The sequence below is a fragment of the Streptomyces sp. NPDC085900 genome (assembly GCF_044540925.1).
Taxonomy (GTDB): Bacteria; Actinomycetota; Actinomycetes; order Streptomycetales; family Streptomycetaceae; genus Streptomyces; species Streptomyces gilvifuscus.
Window position 1 is genome coordinate 1 of the sequence record NZ_JBITSP010000008.1, and the last position, 14,723, is coordinate 14,723.

The 14,723-nt window shown below is 69.7% G+C and carries 18 protein-coding genes; 9 read left to right on the top strand and 9 right to left on the bottom strand.

Translation table 11 applies throughout. The features are described 5' to 3' along the window. Positions 1-103: 103 nt before the first annotated feature. The 3 genes from ACIGDI_RS26375 to ACIGDI_RS26385 all read right to left on the bottom strand — a co-directional run bounded on the left by ACIGDI_RS26375 (position 104) and on the right by ACIGDI_RS26385 (position 2,150). On the bottom strand, positions 104-1,210 hold the full coding sequence (locus ACIGDI_RS26375) for an aliphatic sulfonate ABC transporter substrate-binding protein (protein WP_399901202.1): 1,107 nt from the start codon (positions 1,208-1,210) through the stop codon (positions 104-106). Positions 1,211-1,311: 101 nt separating this feature from the next. Further along, positions 1,312-1,413 (bottom strand): putative leader peptide, encoded by a 102-nt coding sequence (locus ACIGDI_RS26380; RefSeq protein WP_399901206.1) that lies wholly within the window; start codon positions 1,411-1,413, stop codon positions 1,312-1,314. 185 nt (positions 1,414-1,598) lie between these two features. Continuing rightward, the gene (locus tag ACIGDI_RS26385) at positions 1,599-2,150 is read right to left on the bottom strand and encodes a TetR/AcrR family transcriptional regulator (protein ID WP_399901209.1); all 552 of its coding nucleotides are present in this window, start codon (positions 2,148-2,150) and stop codon (positions 1,599-1,601) included. A 112-nt stretch (positions 2,151-2,262) separates the two neighbouring features. On the opposite strand from ACIGDI_RS26385, the gene ACIGDI_RS26390 reads away from it, so the two are divergent. From ACIGDI_RS26390 to ACIGDI_RS26415, 6 genes are all read left to right on the top strand, one after another. Continuing rightward, a complete protein-coding gene (locus ACIGDI_RS26390; RefSeq protein ID WP_399901211.1) occupies positions 2,263-3,273 on the top strand; it encodes an NADP-dependent oxidoreductase in 1,011 nt (336 codons plus the stop codon). A 484-nt stretch (positions 3,274-3,757) separates the two neighbouring features. Beyond that, entirely contained in the window at positions 3,758-5,512 is a 1,755-nt protein-coding gene (locus ACIGDI_RS26395; RefSeq protein WP_399901213.1) for an ATP-binding protein, read from the top strand. A gap of 121 nt (positions 5,513-5,633) precedes the next feature. Beyond that, on the top strand, positions 5,634-6,053 hold the full coding sequence (locus ACIGDI_RS26400) for a roadblock/LC7 domain-containing protein (RefSeq protein WP_399902219.1): 420 nt from the start codon (positions 5,634-5,636) through the stop codon (positions 6,051-6,053). Beyond that, positions 6,050-6,406, top strand: a complete 357-nt coding sequence (locus tag ACIGDI_RS26405) for a DUF742 domain-containing protein (protein WP_399901215.1) — start codon at positions 6,050-6,052, stop codon at positions 6,404-6,406. Before ACIGDI_RS26400 ends, ACIGDI_RS26405 begins: the two co-directional genes overlap by 4 nt. After that, a complete protein-coding gene (locus ACIGDI_RS26410; RefSeq protein WP_142148424.1) occupies positions 6,387-7,004 on the top strand; it encodes an ATP/GTP-binding protein in 618 nt (205 codons plus the stop codon). The genes ACIGDI_RS26405 and ACIGDI_RS26410 overlap by 20 nt, the downstream gene beginning before the upstream one ends. Then, positions 7,001-8,263 carry a cytochrome P450 gene (locus ACIGDI_RS26415; RefSeq protein WP_399901218.1) on the top strand — a complete coding sequence of 421 codons (1,263 nt, stop codon included), beginning with the start codon at positions 7,001-7,003 and terminating at the stop codon, positions 8,261-8,263. The genes ACIGDI_RS26410 and ACIGDI_RS26415 overlap by 4 nt, the downstream gene beginning before the upstream one ends. A 63-nt stretch (positions 8,264-8,326) precedes the next feature. Here ACIGDI_RS26415 and ACIGDI_RS26420 read toward each other — a convergent pair whose 3' ends face one another. The 3 genes from ACIGDI_RS26420 to ACIGDI_RS26430 form a co-directional block, all read right to left on the bottom strand. Further along, positions 8,327-9,553 (bottom strand): cytochrome P450, encoded by a 1,227-nt coding sequence (locus ACIGDI_RS26420; RefSeq protein ID WP_399901221.1) that lies wholly within the window; start codon positions 9,551-9,553, stop codon positions 8,327-8,329. Positions 9,554-9,761: 208 nt separating this feature from the next. Then, positions 9,762-10,001: a DUF2945 domain-containing protein gene (locus tag ACIGDI_RS26425; protein WP_399901224.1), complete on the bottom strand. Its 240-nt coding sequence runs from the start codon at positions 9,999-10,001 to the stop codon at positions 9,762-9,764. Between the two features lie 142 nt (positions 10,002-10,143). After that, positions 10,144-10,911, bottom strand: a complete 768-nt coding sequence (locus tag ACIGDI_RS26430) for a class I SAM-dependent methyltransferase (RefSeq protein ID WP_399901227.1) — start codon at positions 10,909-10,911, stop codon at positions 10,144-10,146. 152 nt (positions 10,912-11,063) lie between these two features. On the opposite strand from ACIGDI_RS26430, the gene ACIGDI_RS26435 reads away from it, so the two are divergent. The 3 genes from ACIGDI_RS26435 to ACIGDI_RS26445 all read left to right on the top strand — a co-directional run bounded on the left by ACIGDI_RS26435 (position 11,064) and on the right by ACIGDI_RS26445 (position 12,747). Beyond that, positions 11,064-11,504: a DUF6086 family protein gene (locus tag ACIGDI_RS26435; RefSeq protein WP_399901230.1), complete on the top strand. Its 441-nt coding sequence runs from the start codon at positions 11,064-11,066 to the stop codon at positions 11,502-11,504. Between the two features lie 399 nt (positions 11,505-11,903). Continuing rightward, positions 11,904-12,371: an ATP-binding protein gene (locus ACIGDI_RS26440; protein ID WP_399902222.1), complete on the top strand. Its 468-nt coding sequence runs from the start codon at positions 11,904-11,906 to the stop codon at positions 12,369-12,371. 10 nt (positions 12,372-12,381) lie between these two features. Then, positions 12,382-12,747 (top strand): DUF4440 domain-containing protein, encoded by a 366-nt coding sequence (locus tag ACIGDI_RS26445; RefSeq protein ID WP_399901233.1) that lies wholly within the window; start codon positions 12,382-12,384, stop codon positions 12,745-12,747. Positions 12,748-12,855: 108 nt separating this feature from the next. Here ACIGDI_RS26445 and ACIGDI_RS26450 read toward each other — a convergent pair whose 3' ends face one another. The 3 genes from ACIGDI_RS26450 to ACIGDI_RS26460 are packed head-to-tail and all read right to left on the bottom strand — an operon-like array spanning position 12,856 to position 14,643. After that, the gene (locus ACIGDI_RS26450; protein WP_399901235.1) at positions 12,856-13,524 is read right to left on the bottom strand and encodes a DUF3618 domain-containing protein; all 669 of its coding nucleotides are present in this window, start codon (positions 13,522-13,524) and stop codon (positions 12,856-12,858) included. After that, on the bottom strand, positions 13,500-13,913 hold the full coding sequence (locus ACIGDI_RS26455; protein ID WP_399901238.1) for a phage holin family protein: 414 nt from the start codon (positions 13,911-13,913) through the stop codon (positions 13,500-13,502). Before ACIGDI_RS26455 ends, ACIGDI_RS26450 begins: the two co-directional genes overlap by 25 nt. Position 13,914: 1 nt before the next feature. Continuing rightward, positions 13,915-14,643, bottom strand: a complete 729-nt coding sequence (locus tag ACIGDI_RS26460) for a hypothetical protein (RefSeq protein ID WP_399901241.1) — start codon at positions 14,641-14,643, stop codon at positions 13,915-13,917. Positions 14,644-14,723 lie beyond the last annotated feature (80 nt).

Sequence of the window (14,723 nt, forward strand, 5' to 3'; positions counted from 1 at the left end):
GACGTGCTCGATGCGCGCGGCGTGCTCGACCGACTCGTCGGCCTTGGCGAGCGTCGTGATCGTGGCCATGGTCGTCACCTCCTGGGATCTCGTCGGACCTGTGTCAGCCGACGCCGAGACCGGCGTCGTCGACCGTGCTCTCGCCCTCGGCCTTGAGGACCTTGTTCAGGAGCGTGAGGTCGTAGATGCCCTTCAGGTCGGGCTTGGTGAGCAGTCCGGCCTTGACGGCGTGGGCGGCCTCGGTGTTGAGCGTGGAGGCCAGCGGGTCGTCGGTGAAGCTGATCGAGGACCAGGCCGGGTCGAGGACGTTCGCGGGCAGGGCCTTGCCGGAGTCGGCGGTCAGCTGCTTGTTGGCCGCGGTCTTCGCCGCGTCCGGGTTGGCGTTGATCCACTTGTTGCTCTCGACCGAGGCCTTGAGCACGGCCTCGACGGCCTTGGGGTGGGCCTTGAGGAACTTCTGCGACACGATGATGTTCGTGATCACGAACTTCTTGTCGGGCCACAGGGTGGACTCGTCCAGCAGGACCTTGCCGCCCTCGGCGACCAGCTTGGAGGCGGTCGGCTCGGGCACCCAGGCGCCGTCGATGGAGCCCGACTTGTAGGCGTCCGGGGTGATCTTGTTGTCGGTGCGTACGACGGTCACGTCGCCCTTGCCGCTCTGCGGGTCGATCTTGTAGCCCTGCTCGGCGGCCCAGTTGAGGAAGGCGACGTCCTGGGTGTTGCCCAGCTGGGGCGTGGCGATCTTCTTGCCCTTGACGTCCTTGAGCGACTTGATCTTCTTGGGGTTGACGACCAGCTTCACGCCGCCGGAGGCCGAACCGCCGATGATGCGCAGGCTCTTGCCGTTGGACTTGGTGTAGCCGTTGATCGCCGGCGAGGGGCCGATCCAGCCGATGTCGATGGAACCGGAGTTGAGCGCCTCGATCTCCGAGGGACCCGCGTTGAAGGTGGCGTATTCGGCCTTGGTCGCCCCGAGTTCCTTCTGGAACAGGCCCTGCTCACGGCCCACCAGCGCGGTCGCGTGGGTCAGGTTGCCGAAGTAGCCGATCCTGACCGAGTCGAGACCGTCGATCTTCTTCGCGCCGGCGGCGACCTTGGCGGTGTCGTCGCTCTTTGCCTTCGAGCCGTAACCGCAGGCGGTGAGCAGGAGGGGGAGCGTCGCGATGACGGCGAGGGTGCGCAGAGTGGTGAGCGGTCTTGCGGCAGACACGAAGGTGTCCTCTCAGGCGAAGGAAGGGAAAGAGCGTACGAAGCGACGGGGCGTCGAGCCCTGGTGCGCTGATCTGGGGGTGGCCGGTGTGGTGGACGGCCTCAGACAGGGCAACAGATGGCGCTGGACGTACGGCGGAGGTCGATGTGACGCCGCGAGGTCAGCAGAGGCAGCGCCAGCTGTGCGAGGTCGCGCGCTCTCATACCCACCCCCGGATCCCTAGTTTTCCTACCTGCTTGCTAGGGATCGTGGCAGAAGGAGGCGCTCGCCCCAAGAGGATGTTCATATATTGGACAAGTGAATCTCGTATACCGGGATCGGTGAGATTCGCCGAGCTAACAGGCCTGGTCAGGGCTGTCGAACCGGGGTGGCGGCGAGGCGTGGACGATCACGATCCGGTCGTCAGGATCGCGCCCGCGATCACGTCGAAGAGGTGATCGGCGCGTGGGGCGAGCGAGGGCTGGTCGCCGAGCCAGGCGAGTGCGGCCACCAGGGCGAACAGGTCGGCGCCGTCGATGTCGTCGCGCGCCCTGCCCGCTGCCTGTGCGCGGGTGAGCAGCCGCGCCCCGGCCGTGCGCAGGGTGACACATGCGGCGTGGAGTGCGGATTCGGGGTCGTCGATGGCGGCTGCCATCAGTTCGGTCACGCCCCGGTATTCGGTCGTCCAGGCGACGCATTCGTGCAGCCATGAGACGAGGGCGTCTTCGGGTGAGCTCGACGTCTCGAGTCCGTCCGCCTTCGCCGTGAGTTTCTCGAAGCTCGTGCGGAGCAGTGCGTCGAGCAACGCCTCGCGTGTGGGGAAGTGGCGCAACAGCGTCGCCAGCCCGACGTCGGCCCTGCGTGCGATGTCGCGCAGGGACACCTCGACGCCTTGCTCGGTGATGGCGCTGCCTGCCACGGCGAGCAGGTGGTCGCGGTTCTTCCTGGCGTCGGCCCGCATCTGTCCCTCTTGCTATCCGGATCAGTGGTCCATATATTCGGATCAGTGGTCCACTTATGTGGATCGCTGATCCGGAAAAGCCTATCTCGCGATGCGGGCAGGAGAGACTGGGATGTCGACACACACCATGAAGGCCGTCCGGCTCCACGAACACGGCGGACCCGAGGTGCTGCGCTACGAAGAGGTACCGGTTCCCGAGCCGGGACCGGGCGAGGTACTCGTTCGCGTCCACGCGGCCGGCGTCAATCCCCCCGACTGGTACCTGCGCGGCGGGCTGACCCGGATGCCGGGGGAGACGGAGTCGACGGTCAGCCTGCCGGTGATCCCGGGCACGGACGTGTCGGGCGTCGTCGAGGCCGTCGCCCCGGACGTCGACGGCTTCGCCCCCGGGGACGAGGTCTTCGGCCTGCTGCGCTTTCCCAGCTTCGACGGCAGCGCGTACGCCGAGTACGTTGCCGCGCCCGCGTCGGACCTCGCGCACAAACCGGCCGGCGTCGACCATGTGCACGCCGCCGCGGTACCCATGGCCGGACTGACGGCCTGGCAGTTCCTGATCGAGGTCGGCCACGACCACCCCTCGCCCTTCCAGAAGGGACGGCATTGCCCCATGACCCTCCACGCCGGCACCACGGTCCTCGTCAACGGCGCCGCCGGAGGCGTCGGGCATCTCGCGCTCCAGCTGGCGAAATGGAAGGGCGCACATGTCACCGCAGTGGCATCGGGCGCGCACGAGGCCTTCCTCCGTGAGCTCGGCGCCGACCGGTTCATCGACTACACCAAGCAGCGTCCCGAAGAGCTCGTGCACGACCTCGATCTCGTCCTCGACACGGTCGGCGGCCCCGACAGCAGCCGCTTCCTGCGCACGCTCACCCGCGGCGGCTCCCTGTTCCCCGTCTTCCCCGGAGACTTCGACGAGGAAGAGACCGCGAAGCTGGGCGTCACGGTCTCGACCGCGCAGGTCCGCTCCGACGGCGCGCAGCTCGCCGAACTCGGACGCCTGCTCGACAAGGGCATGGTCCGCGTCGCGATCGACAGCACGTTCCCCCTCGCGGACGCCCGGGCGGCACACGAGCGCGCCGCCCGAGGGCACATCCAGGGCAAGGTCGTACTCAGGGTGACGTGAGCACGCACCATGGCCGTCAGTCCAGCGACGGCCCCTGGTGGTGAGTGTGGAGTGGAAGGTCCACGCTCATCATGTTGTTCTCCATGGCGCGGCGGATGATCGAGTGGTTGCCGTCGATGAGCAAGGTTGGAGCTGTCGAAGCGGATTTCTGCGCGCAGTTGGCCGAAAGCCAACGTTCCTGTCGTGAACGAGACGTTCCCAAGGGCGAATTCGGTCGCCGACCGGCGGGTTCGTGTGGGTGCCCTCATCGGACATCTGGGGTGTGTCAGGCGCTCGGCATGCGGAGCGGTCTCTATCACGTCGATCCGTCGAAGCGACGTGATCGCGACGAAATCGAATCGTGGGCGGACTATGCAGCTTGTCCGATCTCCGGGTCCGGAGGAATGACTAGCATGAGCCGGTGTTCGGTCCTCGGGACCGAACCGTCGCGTGTCGGCCAAGCCACCTTTTCCCGTTTCCCGTTCCCTGGACCGAGGACCGCTGAATGTCAGTGCCTGCACCGCCCCGTCAGCATGGGTCAGTCAAGCCGCCCCGTGCCGTGCCGGTCGCACCTCTGGCCGTACTGCTGGTGGGCGCTGCCGCTGCTGGCGCCGCCGTTGCGATGGCGCCCGCCGGCGCCCGTACCTGGACGGTCGCAACGGCCCTGGTCGCCTGGCTCCTTGTGGCGGTCGCCGTACTCTCCAGTGCCCTGCTGCTCCGGCGCTCCGGCCGGTCCACGACGGCGCTGGCCGCCGAAGTCGCCCAGCTCAAGGCCCAGTTGTCGCAGCAGTCCGCGGAGGCCGCACACCTGGGGAACGTGACACTGCCCGCGGTCGCCAAGCGGCTGCGGGACGGAGCGGGCGCCGGTGAGGCGCTGACCGGTATGCCGGTGCCCTCCGAGCCGCAACTGCGGCTGATCGTCAACGCGTTCGCCTCCATGGTGGAGCAGGACGTGCGGCACGCCGCCGCCCTGGACGCCGAACGGCAACAGGTGCGGCGCGAACTGGACGCGGGCGCCGCCGAACTGGAACGGCTGACGACCGACACCCTGCCCGCCGCGGTCGCCATGCTGCGGGAGGGCAACTCGGCCGACACGGTGCTCGCCGAACTGGACTGGCCGCGGCTTCCGTTGCTGTACCGGCCCGCCGAGTCGTTCGTACGCGAACTGGCCCAGAGCGAACGACGGGCCGCCGCCGCGCAGGCGGCCTCGGCCAAGGCGCTCAGCCGGGTGCAGGCCAAGGCTGTCAGCATGCTCGCCGACCTGCGGGACATGCAGGAGCGGCACGGCGAGGAGGTCTTCGGTGACCTGTTGAAGCTGGACCACAGCACCTCCCAGCTGGGCCTGATGACCGACCGGCTGGCTCTGCTCATGGGCGGCCGCGCCAGCCGTGCCTGGAACAAGCCGATCGTGATGGAGAGCATCCTGCGCGGCGCGGTCGGCCGTATCGCCGCCTACCAGCGTGTACGGCTGCACTGCCCGACGACCGCCGCGATCTCCGGCTTCGCCGCCGAAGGCGTCATGCACCTGCTCGCCGAACTGATGGACAATGCCGCCAACTTCTCGCCGCCGATCGACGAAGTCCATGTGTACGTCGAGGAACGCAGCGCCGGCATCGTCGTCACCATCGAGGACAGCGGCCTGAAGATGGCCGACGCGGCCATGCGGCGCGCCGAGGAGGCGGTGTCGGGGCGGATGACCGATCTCGCCACCCTGCAGGGCACCCGGCTCGGCCTGGCCGTGGTCGGGCGGCTTGCCGTCAAGTACGGCATCAGCGTCAACTACCGCCCCTCCTCGCGCGGCGGCACCGGCGTCGTCGTACTCCTGCCCCTGCAACTCCTCGCCCAGCAACGCGAACCCGCGCCGCAGACCGTGCGCCCGGCCGCTGCTGCCGCCGCGGTGCCCGCGCCCGCGGCCGTCACGGAACGGTCCGGCACCTCGCCGCGGCCCGCTGCCGCGGCGCGGCCCACCGCGCAGGCGGCGCTCCCCGAACCCGAGACACACCAGCGCGCCGCGGGCTCCACGCCGAACGGCCTGCCCGTACGCGCCCCCGGCCGCACCATGGCCGAGGCCGAACAGGAGCGGGAGCAGCGCAGGGCGCGCGCCGACGCCCCCGCCCGGGACGAGGACCAGTCGGGCGCACGCCCCGCACCGCGCAACGCGGGCGCGAGCTTCGGCGCCTTCCACCGCGGCCGCCAGTCCGGCACCGGGACCGCCGGCTCCGGGAGCCGCCCCGAGGACGAGCCGCCGCCCACCGCGTAGGCCCACGTCCATCCCCGTACGGCGCCCAGGGCTCTGGCGCACATGTCCCCGCTCGACTTCGTGAGATTGGAGGAACGGGTCGGTGACCGGACAGCCGGGCACAACCGCCCCAACACCCACCATGCAGACCACCGACAACAGCCTCGTCTGGCTCCTGAAGAACCTTCTGGAGCGCACCCCCGGCACGCGCCACGCCCTCGTCCTGTCCCGGGACGGCCTCAAGCTGTGCTGGACCGAGCACCTGACGCTCGATCAGGCGGACCAGCTGGCGGCGATCTGCTCGGGCATCCAGGCCCTCGCCCAGGGGGCCTCCGTCGAGTTCGGCGACGGGTCCGGCGGCGTCCGCCACTCCATGACCGAGTTCCGCGGCGGCCTGCTGTTCATCGTGGAGGCCGGCGAGGGAGCGCATCTCGCGGTCATCGCCGAGGAGAACGCCGATCCCGGCGTCGTCGGCCACCAGATGACCGAGCTGGTGGAGCAGATCGGCGAGCACCTGCGGGCCGAGCCACGCCGGCGCGTCCAGGAGAGTGCCTCGTCGTGACGCGCAAGCCCGTGGACACCGGTGATCCCGACCGGCTCTACACGGTCACGGGCGGACGCAGCCGCGCGGACGACTCCTTCGACCTGGTCACCCTGGTGGTCAGTGAGTGCGAGCCGACCTCCGGCATGCAGTCGGAGCACGCTCGCATCCTCGATCTGTGCCGGCATCCCACGGCCGTCGTCGAGATCGCGGCGGAGCTCGGACTGCCCATCACCGTGGTGCGCATCCTGCTCGGCGACCTGCTCGCCACGGGCCGCATCACCGCCCGCCACCCGCGCGCGGCGCAGTCCGTCGCCTCGCTCCCCGATTCCGCCCTTCTCAAGGAGGTGCTCCATGGGCTCCGTAACCTCTGAGCTGCCTTCCCGGCGAACGCCCCTGGCCGACGCTGCCGAGACCGGCCTGAAGATCGTTGTCGTGGGCGGATTCGGAGTCGGCAAGACGACCCTGGTCCGCTCGGTCAGCGAGATCCGGCCGCTCAACACCGAGGAGGTGATGACCCAGGCCGGCGTCGGCGTCGACGAGACGCACGGCGTGGCGGCGAAGACCACCACCACGGTGGCCTTCGACTTCGGGCGCATCAGCCTCAACGAGCACATGGTCCTCTACCTCTTCGGCGCTCCGGGCCAGGAGCGTTTCTGGTTCCTGTGGGACCGGCTCTTCTCCGGCACGCTCGGGGCGGTCGTCCTGGTCGACACGCGACGGATGGACGACTCGTGGTACGCCATCGACCGGCTGGAACACCACAAGACGCCGTTCGTCGTGGCCGTCAACCGCTTCGACGACGACCCCTCCCGGTACTCCCTGGACGAGATCCGCCAGGCGCTCGCCCTGCCGGAGCACGTGCCGCTGATCGACTGCGACGCGCGCGTCAGGACATCGGGCAAGGACGTGCTGATCACCCTCGTGAACCATCTCTACGAACTGGCCATGACCCGGGAGACGACACCGTGACCGACGCCGGATCCTCCTCCCCGCCCGAGGCCCCCGCGGGCTGCCCCGCCCACGCGGGCGCGGTGCGCCTGGCAGGTCTGGAGTACCAGCAGACGCCGTCGCAGCTCTACCGCGAGATGCGCAGGAACCACGGCGCGGTGGCGCCCGTGCTGCTGGACGGGGACATACCCGCCTGGCTGGTCCTCGGCTATTCCGAGGTCAGCTACGTGACCAGCCACGACGAGCTGTTCGCCCGGGACTCGCGCCGCTGGAACCAGTGGGAGCACATCCCGGCCGACTGGCCGCTGCTGCCGTTCGTCGGATACCAGCCGTCGGTGCTGTTCACGGAGGGCGCGGAGCACCGGCGGCGGGCGGGGGTGATCACGGAGGCGCTGGAGGGCGTCGACCAGTTCGAGCTGGCCCGCGACTGCCAGCAGATCGCCGACCGACTCATCTCGGACTTCGCCGGCAGCGGCCAGGCGGAGCTGATGAGCGCGTACGCGCACGCCCTGGCGATGCGTGCCGCGGTGCGGATGTGCGGGATGCCGGCGACCGGCGATGACACCCAGCAGTTCGTGGAGGACCTGCGGATCTCACTCGACGCGGCGGAGGGCGACGATCCGGTGGCCGCGTACGGGCGGGTGGGCGCGCGGATCCAGCAGCTGGTGAAGGACAAGCGCGACAGGCCGGGACCGGACGTGACCTCGCGGATGCTGCTGCATCCGGCCGGGCTGACCGACGAGGAGATCGTCCAGGACCTGATCTCCGTCATCGCCGCCGCCCAGCAGCCGACGGCCAACTGGATCTGCAACACCCTCAGGCTGCTGCTGACCGACGAGCGCTTCGCCCTGAACGTCTCGGGCGGTCGGCTCAGCGTGGGCGAGGCCCTGAACGAGGTGCTGTGGCTGGACACGCCGACACAGAACTTCATCGGCCGCTGGGCGGTGCGCGACACCCAGCTCGGCGGCCGGCAGATCCGGGCCGGTGACTGTCTGGTGCTCGGGCTGGCCGCGGCCAACACCGACCCGCAGATCTGGCCCGACTCCTATGTCGGGGCGGAGAACGCCGCGCATCTGTCGTTCAGCAACGGCGAGCACCGCTGCCCCTACCCGGCCCCGCTGCTGGCCGACGTCATCGCCCGTACGGCGGTCGAGACGCTGCTGGAGCGGCTGCCCGACCTGGTGCTGTCGGTGGAGCCGGAGGAACTGACCTGGCGGCCGTCCATCTGGATGCGGGGGCTGACCTCGCTGCCGGTGCAGTTCACCCCGGTGGTGCAGTAGCGTCCGGGCGGGTGTGGCACGGGGTGGGCTGTGGGGCGCCCACCCGCCGGCCTCGCTCAGGGGTCAGTCGGCCACCGGCGTGAACCGCACCGGCAGGGACTGCGGGCCCCGGGTGAAGACGCCCTGCTCCACGGGGTCGTAGCCCTCGGCGAGCCGCAGGTCGGGCATGGCGTCGAGGAGCTGGCCGACGCCGATCTCGACCTCGGCCTTGGCGAGCAGGGCGCCCACGCAGAAGTGCCGGCCGAGCGCGAAGGCGAGGTGGTCGGCGGCGGCCGAGAAGGCGGTCGCCGAGGTCAGGTCCTCACGGAAGATGTCGAACCGGTCCGGGTCGCTGTAGCGGCTCTCGTCCCGGTTGGCGGCGCCGATCAGGCAGGTGACGGTCGCGCCGGACGGGACGGTGCCGCCGCTGAGTTCGACCTCGGTCGCCGACTGCCGCATGATCATGTGGACGGGCGGCGTGTAGCGCAGCGTCTCGGCGAACGCGCGGGCGATCAGGCTGCGGTCCTCGCGGACGGCCGCCAGCTGGTCGGGGTGGAGCAACAAGTTCGCGAAGATGCTGGCGATGGCCTTGTCGGTGGTCTCGCCGCCCGCGGCGAGCAGCAGGCTGCAGAAGGCCTTGATGTCCTCGTCGCTCATCTTCACACCGTCCACCTCGGCGGCGCACAACGCGGACAGCAGGTCGTCGCCGGGCTTCTCGCGGCGCTCCCGGATGATGGGGAACATGTACTCGGCGAACTCCACCCGGGTCCGCTCACCGGCCGCGGTCACCTCGGGGTCTCCGGAGAGGTTGCCGAGGAAGGCGATGACCGAGGTGTACCAGCGGTGGAAGCGCGGGTGGTCGGCCTTGTCGAGGCCCAGCATGTCCGCGATCACGTTGACGGGGAAGCGGGTCGCGTAGTCGGCCACCAGGTCCGCGGAGCCGGTGTGGCGGAAGGCGTCTATCAGAGCACGGGAGTTGTGCTCGATGACGGGCAGGAACTTCTCCTGCAGGTCGCTGCCGCGGAAGGCCGGGGCGACGAGCGCCCGCCGCACCGCGTGCTCGCGTCCGCTGAGCTGGAGGATGGTCTTGCCGTGTACGGGCTCGATCTGCCAGTTGTAGTTGTCGGTGGTGAACTCGCTCTTCTTGTCCTTGAAGACGCGTTCCACGTCCTCGTAGCGCGAGATGATGTAGCTCTGGGTGGGCTCGTGCCAGATCAGCGGAGCCGTTTCACGCATGACGCGGTAGGCGCTGTAGGGGTTCGCGGCGAACTCGGGCGAGAGGATGTCGGGGACCTGTTGCGCGGTGGACATGGAGCTCCCTGAGGGCTGTGACGAACCGGTCGCCTCAGGTTATTGATCATCTCTCGCACGCAACAGCCGTGTCCTGGCCGACTGTTGAGTACTGGACAATGGCTGGCCGAAAGTCGCCGCTCGCCTTGCCTACTTCCGGCTGTCGGCCAGTGGGTCGTGGCCCCAGTTCATCAGCTTGTCTTCCTCTACCGTCACGTCGGCTCGTCGCCTACTTCTTCTTGTTCTTCAGGGCGGAGGGCTTGTGTACGGCCGTACGGCCGGACTTGTCGCTGCGGACCTCGTACTGGGGCTCCTCCGGAGTGGCGTCGACGGTGCGCCCGGCCGCCTTGGTGCGCTTGGTGATCTTCTTCTCGACCGTGCCGCTGGTCTCGCTGCCGTGACTGCTCCAGGCGACCTTGTCGCCCTTGGCCGGCTCCTTCTTCCCCCGGCTGTTCCTGTCATTCGCCATGACGCTCTCCTTGCGGGCGGGCTCGTACACGTCCACCCACCACCTTGAGGGCGGCGACGAGGGTCCGCATCCTCGCTTCGGCCGTCCGCCGGCCGAGCCGCGCAGCTCTGCTCCGGTGACCGTGCCACCGGAGCGGGGAGGCTCAGGCCTGATGCTGTGCCGTGTAGACGGTCGCGGTCATCGGCGCGGTCACCCGGCCGGGCCCGAGGCGATCCGTCATCTTCTTCGTCACGGCCGTCCGGAGGTTCCGGGCGTCCGGACGGGCCTGCAGGGCGGCGCTGACCGGTGTGCCGTCGAGGAAGCCGGTGGCGACGGAGGCGGCCGACTCCGCGACCCCTTCCAGCGTGATCTCCTCGGCGCCGGCCAGGGTCAGCCCCGCGGCCGCGAGGTCGGAGGCGACGAGCGCCGGATCGGTGTAACCGTGAGGTACCTCCCTCAGGAACGGAGGTGCCTCGCCGGGCAGGCACTCTTCCAGGGCGGTCTGGAAGGCGGCGTCGAACCCGTGCGCGGCCAGTGGGCCCCAACTGCTGAACACGAACCGCCCCCGCGGTGCCAGGACCCTGCCCACCTCGGCGTAGGCGGCGGGCCTGTCGGGGAAGAACATCACCCCGAACTGGCACACGACCAGATCGAAACTGCCGTCCTCGAACGGGAGTTGCTGGGCGTCCGCCTGCTGCCAGTGCGCACGCGGCTCACGTGCGGCGCCGGCGGTGACCATCGCTTCATTCAGGTCGGTCGCCACCACCGACGCCCCGGGCACGGCGGTGAGCAGGGCCGAGGTCAGCGCGCCGGTTCCGGCGGCGAGCTCGAGGATCGTGCTGGGCCGCAGCGCGGCCGCCCGGGCGGCCAGGTCGGCGGCGAAGGGGCGGAAGAGGACCGGTACCAAGTGACGTTCGTAGGCCTCGGGCATGGACCGTGTCCATCGCCGGTTCGCATCGTCTGCGTTCACTCGACGCAGACTAGCCCTGGGGGAGGCATGACGACGGACGGTCGAAGCCGCCGTGCCTTCGTGTCACATCGCCTGGTTACTCTGGCCGGCCATGATCAACCGAAGGTGCCCTGATGAGCCAGTACTTCGACGTCGGCGACGAGACTCTGTGGAACCCGTCCAATGGAGCGTCCCGCCTGTTTCTGCGCCAAGTGTCCGTCTTCGAGGCGGAGCTGGGACTCGCATCGGGGATCGGACCGATGGAGAACGACGAGTGCCGGATAGACCCGGCCGCCTTCGAGATCTTTGTCAAGGCCCTTCTGGCTCAGCACCGAAGAACGAGCCACACCATCATGCTGGCCCTCTCCGAAGGCTTCACAGCCACCACACTGGCGCTCGCCGAGCGCGCCGGGATCAAGGTGGACTGGGCCCGGCTCGGAGCCCCGTCCGAGGGCACGCTCAATGATGTGCAGGTGTCGGTCCCCACAGGGATGTCCGCACCGCCGGAAGGCGAGACCTGGGCATCGCGACTGCGAGAGAAGGCCGGGGAACTGGGTCGTTACATGCCTCGGTGACCGGAGGGGCGCGGGCTACGGCGACCGAAGGCGCCGTTTGCGACGACGAACGAGTTTCCCCCGTTCGGCGCAGACTGGCCCTGTGCGGGCGGGGCATTCGATGCTCACCCCCGGGGCGTGACTCTCCTGGCGCGCCCCGGGGTGTGTATGCGCGGGTGCCGCGGCCATCCCCGAGTCGCCGCGGCACACCGCTCACTCCCGGCAGGCAGCTCCCGTATCAGGACGCTCGCGTTTCCTCGTCCATGCCGGTGACGCCGGCGCGAAAGCCTGGGCCAGAATGCTGTGTCGCACGCGGCGGGTGAGGCCCGTACATGGTGGGCCATCCGGGGGTGGCAGAGGGTCAGGCCCGTGTCTACGGGTACACGCGTGAGTGTGAAACGGGGAGTGGAGGCGACGGTGATGGACCCAGGGCCGGCAGTCGACCGTGACGGTACTGCCCTGCGACACGGTCTGCGCGGACTGCAGACGTCCCTCGCGTTGGACGGGGACGGCGCCTGCATCGCCCGGGCCCGTCATACGGCGGCGGACTTCCTTGCCCGCGTTCAGGCCGAGCGCGGTGTGGAGGTTTCCGCCAGGGTGTCGGACCTGACGCAGTTGGTGGTGAGCGAGCTGGTCACCAACGCCTGCAAGTACGCGCCGGGCCCGATACTGCTGCACCTGCGGGTGACCGGTGCGGTGGTGGAGGTGGTGGTGTGGGATTCGGAGCCGGCGCTGCCCATGGCGCGGGGCGCTGATCCCGACAGGGTGGGGCAGCACGGTCTGGAGATCGTGACGGCCCTCGCGCAAAGCGTCGACGCCGAGCGCGAACCGGCCGGCAAACGCATCACCGCCCGTATCACCTTGGACGGTGGCACCCCGGGCAGGTGACAGTTGCCGCATGACGACTGAGAACGAACGGGCCGTGCAGGCGGCGATCGACGCGGAGATGCGGATGCTGGATCCCGAGGTGCGTGCGTCGCCGGAGCGCGTCCTGGAACTGCTGGATCCGGAGTTCACCGAGATCGGGGCTTCCGGACGTCGGTGGGACGTGGAGTCGATCCTCACGGTGACGAGCGGTGGTTCGGTGTCCGCGGAGTCTCCGGTCGAGGTCAGTGACATGTCCGGAGTCGTTCTCGCTCCGGGCGTCGTCCACCTGACGTACTTCGCCGACAACCGGGGCCGCCGGGCATGGCGGAGCTCGCTGTGGCGTCTGACGGAGACGGGCTGGCGGATGTACTTCCATCAGGGCACGTTGACGGATTGAGCGGTAGCCCAGCTGTTCCGGTGCAGACAGAAGTCCCGTTGCCCTGACACATCGTGCATCGTGCGTGGACAACGGGATCGGATCCGGCCGGTCGACCGGTGTGGCGCCTCAGCGCTGCTGCCGGGCCTCATCGGTGATCTGCCGGCCTGACGCACGCGCCTGATCGGTCACCTGCGTGCCCTGGCCGCGTACCTCCTCCTGGGTGGTGCGTGCTGCGTCGGCGGCTGTGGACCTGACTTCTTCCGTGGCGGTCTGCGCCGCTTCCTTGGCGCCTTCCTTGAGGTGCTGCGCCGATTCCAGGGCGGCCTGCTTGACCGGCTCCAGCGCCTCTCCCTCGCGTTCCATGAGATGCGAGACCGCCTCTTCCTCCGTGGACGAGGCAGGCAGCAACGAGGAAGCGAGGACACCGACGCCGAAGGCGATCAGTCCCGCCGCCAGCGGGCTTCCCTTGGTCTGACGCACGACCTGGTCGGGCGCCCGCCGTACGGCATCGCCCGCCTGTTCCGCCGTCTCACGCACCGAGTCGGTCGCCTGTCCGGCGCTGTCCTGAAGCGAGTCCGCCGCCGACCGCGTGTTTCCCCTGACACCTTGGGCGGTGTCCGAGGCGGATCCCATGACCCGGTCCCGAAGGCCCGTGAAGGTGCCCTTGGCCTGTTCGGTGCGGCGGTGAACCATGCGACGGGGACTGGCCCGGTCCGCCAACTGGTCCACGTCCGTGGACAGTTGGTCGCGAGTCGCGTCGATGTCGGCCCTTATCCGCTCGGGTGACGTGCCCATTCGGCGTTCTCCTTCATCGTTTCGACGGTCTGCTGAGGCGTGGGGGAGACGGTGCGCATCTGGGTGCGGCCGCGTTGGTAGAGCACGGCTGCGACGATCGCCCACACGCCGGTGACGATCAGCGAGGCCCAGCCGCCGTCCATGACGTTGGACAGGCCCAGTACGGCCGCCAGCGACAGGAACAGCAGCACCATGTAGCCGGCGAAGCCCGCGCCGCCGTACATCCCGGCCGCCTTGCCCGCCTTGGTCGTTTCCTGCCGCACCTCCGCCTTGGCCAGGTCGATCTCCTGGCGGAACAGCGTCTGGACATCGGATGTCACCGCCGACAGCAGTTCGCCCACCGACCTGTCCTGCCCGCGCTCCGCGGGGCTCGGGGGGACCGAGGACATCTCACACCTCCGGATAGGGCCGGACCGGCGGCGGGGCCTGCGGCGGCCCGGAAGGCTCCGGCGCCTGCGAGACCGCCGGCGGTACCGGCGGCACCGGTGGGACCTGCGGCGCGGAGGCCGGCGGCACAGGCGGGGCCTGAGGCACGGAGGCGGACGGAAGGGGCGGGGCGGCCGTCTCGTTCTCCGGCGGAAGCTCCGACGTCGCCGGGAGGCTTTGCTGCCCGGACGACGCCTGTCCCGACTTGCCCGCCACCTTGGCCAGTCGCCCGACCGCGAGACCCGCGAGCAGAGCGCCTCCCAGGAACGCGCCGGGCCGCCTGCGGGCGAAGTGTCGAAGGTCGGTCAGTACGCCGTCGACACCCTGCTTCTCGAGATAGCCGGCCGCCCGGTGGCCCCTGTTGGAGATCTGGGCGGCAAGGCTGCGGGCGGGTGAGTCGCCCGGCGCGTGATCGGCGAGACCGCCTATGTCGTCCGACCACTGGCGCAGCACTCCCGCGGCGCGACGGGCCTGTTCCTCGGCCTCCGCGACCGTACGGTTGCGCAGGTCGTCGAGGGCGCGGCCGGCCTGGTGCCGGGCCTCGCCGACCACGGCCTTTCCCTGTTCCGCGACGGTTTCCTTGATCTGCCCCGCAGACTGCCTTGCCTGGTCGGCGGTGGCTGTGGCCTCTGCCTTGGCCGTTTCACCGGTTTCCCTGAGCCTCCCGGCACGGTCCTGTTCGGCATCACTCATTACGACGCTCCTCCTGCCGCGGAGTGTCTCCATGGACGTTCCGTGAGCCCGGCGGCCGTGATGCCGTCCGGGGTCCCTCG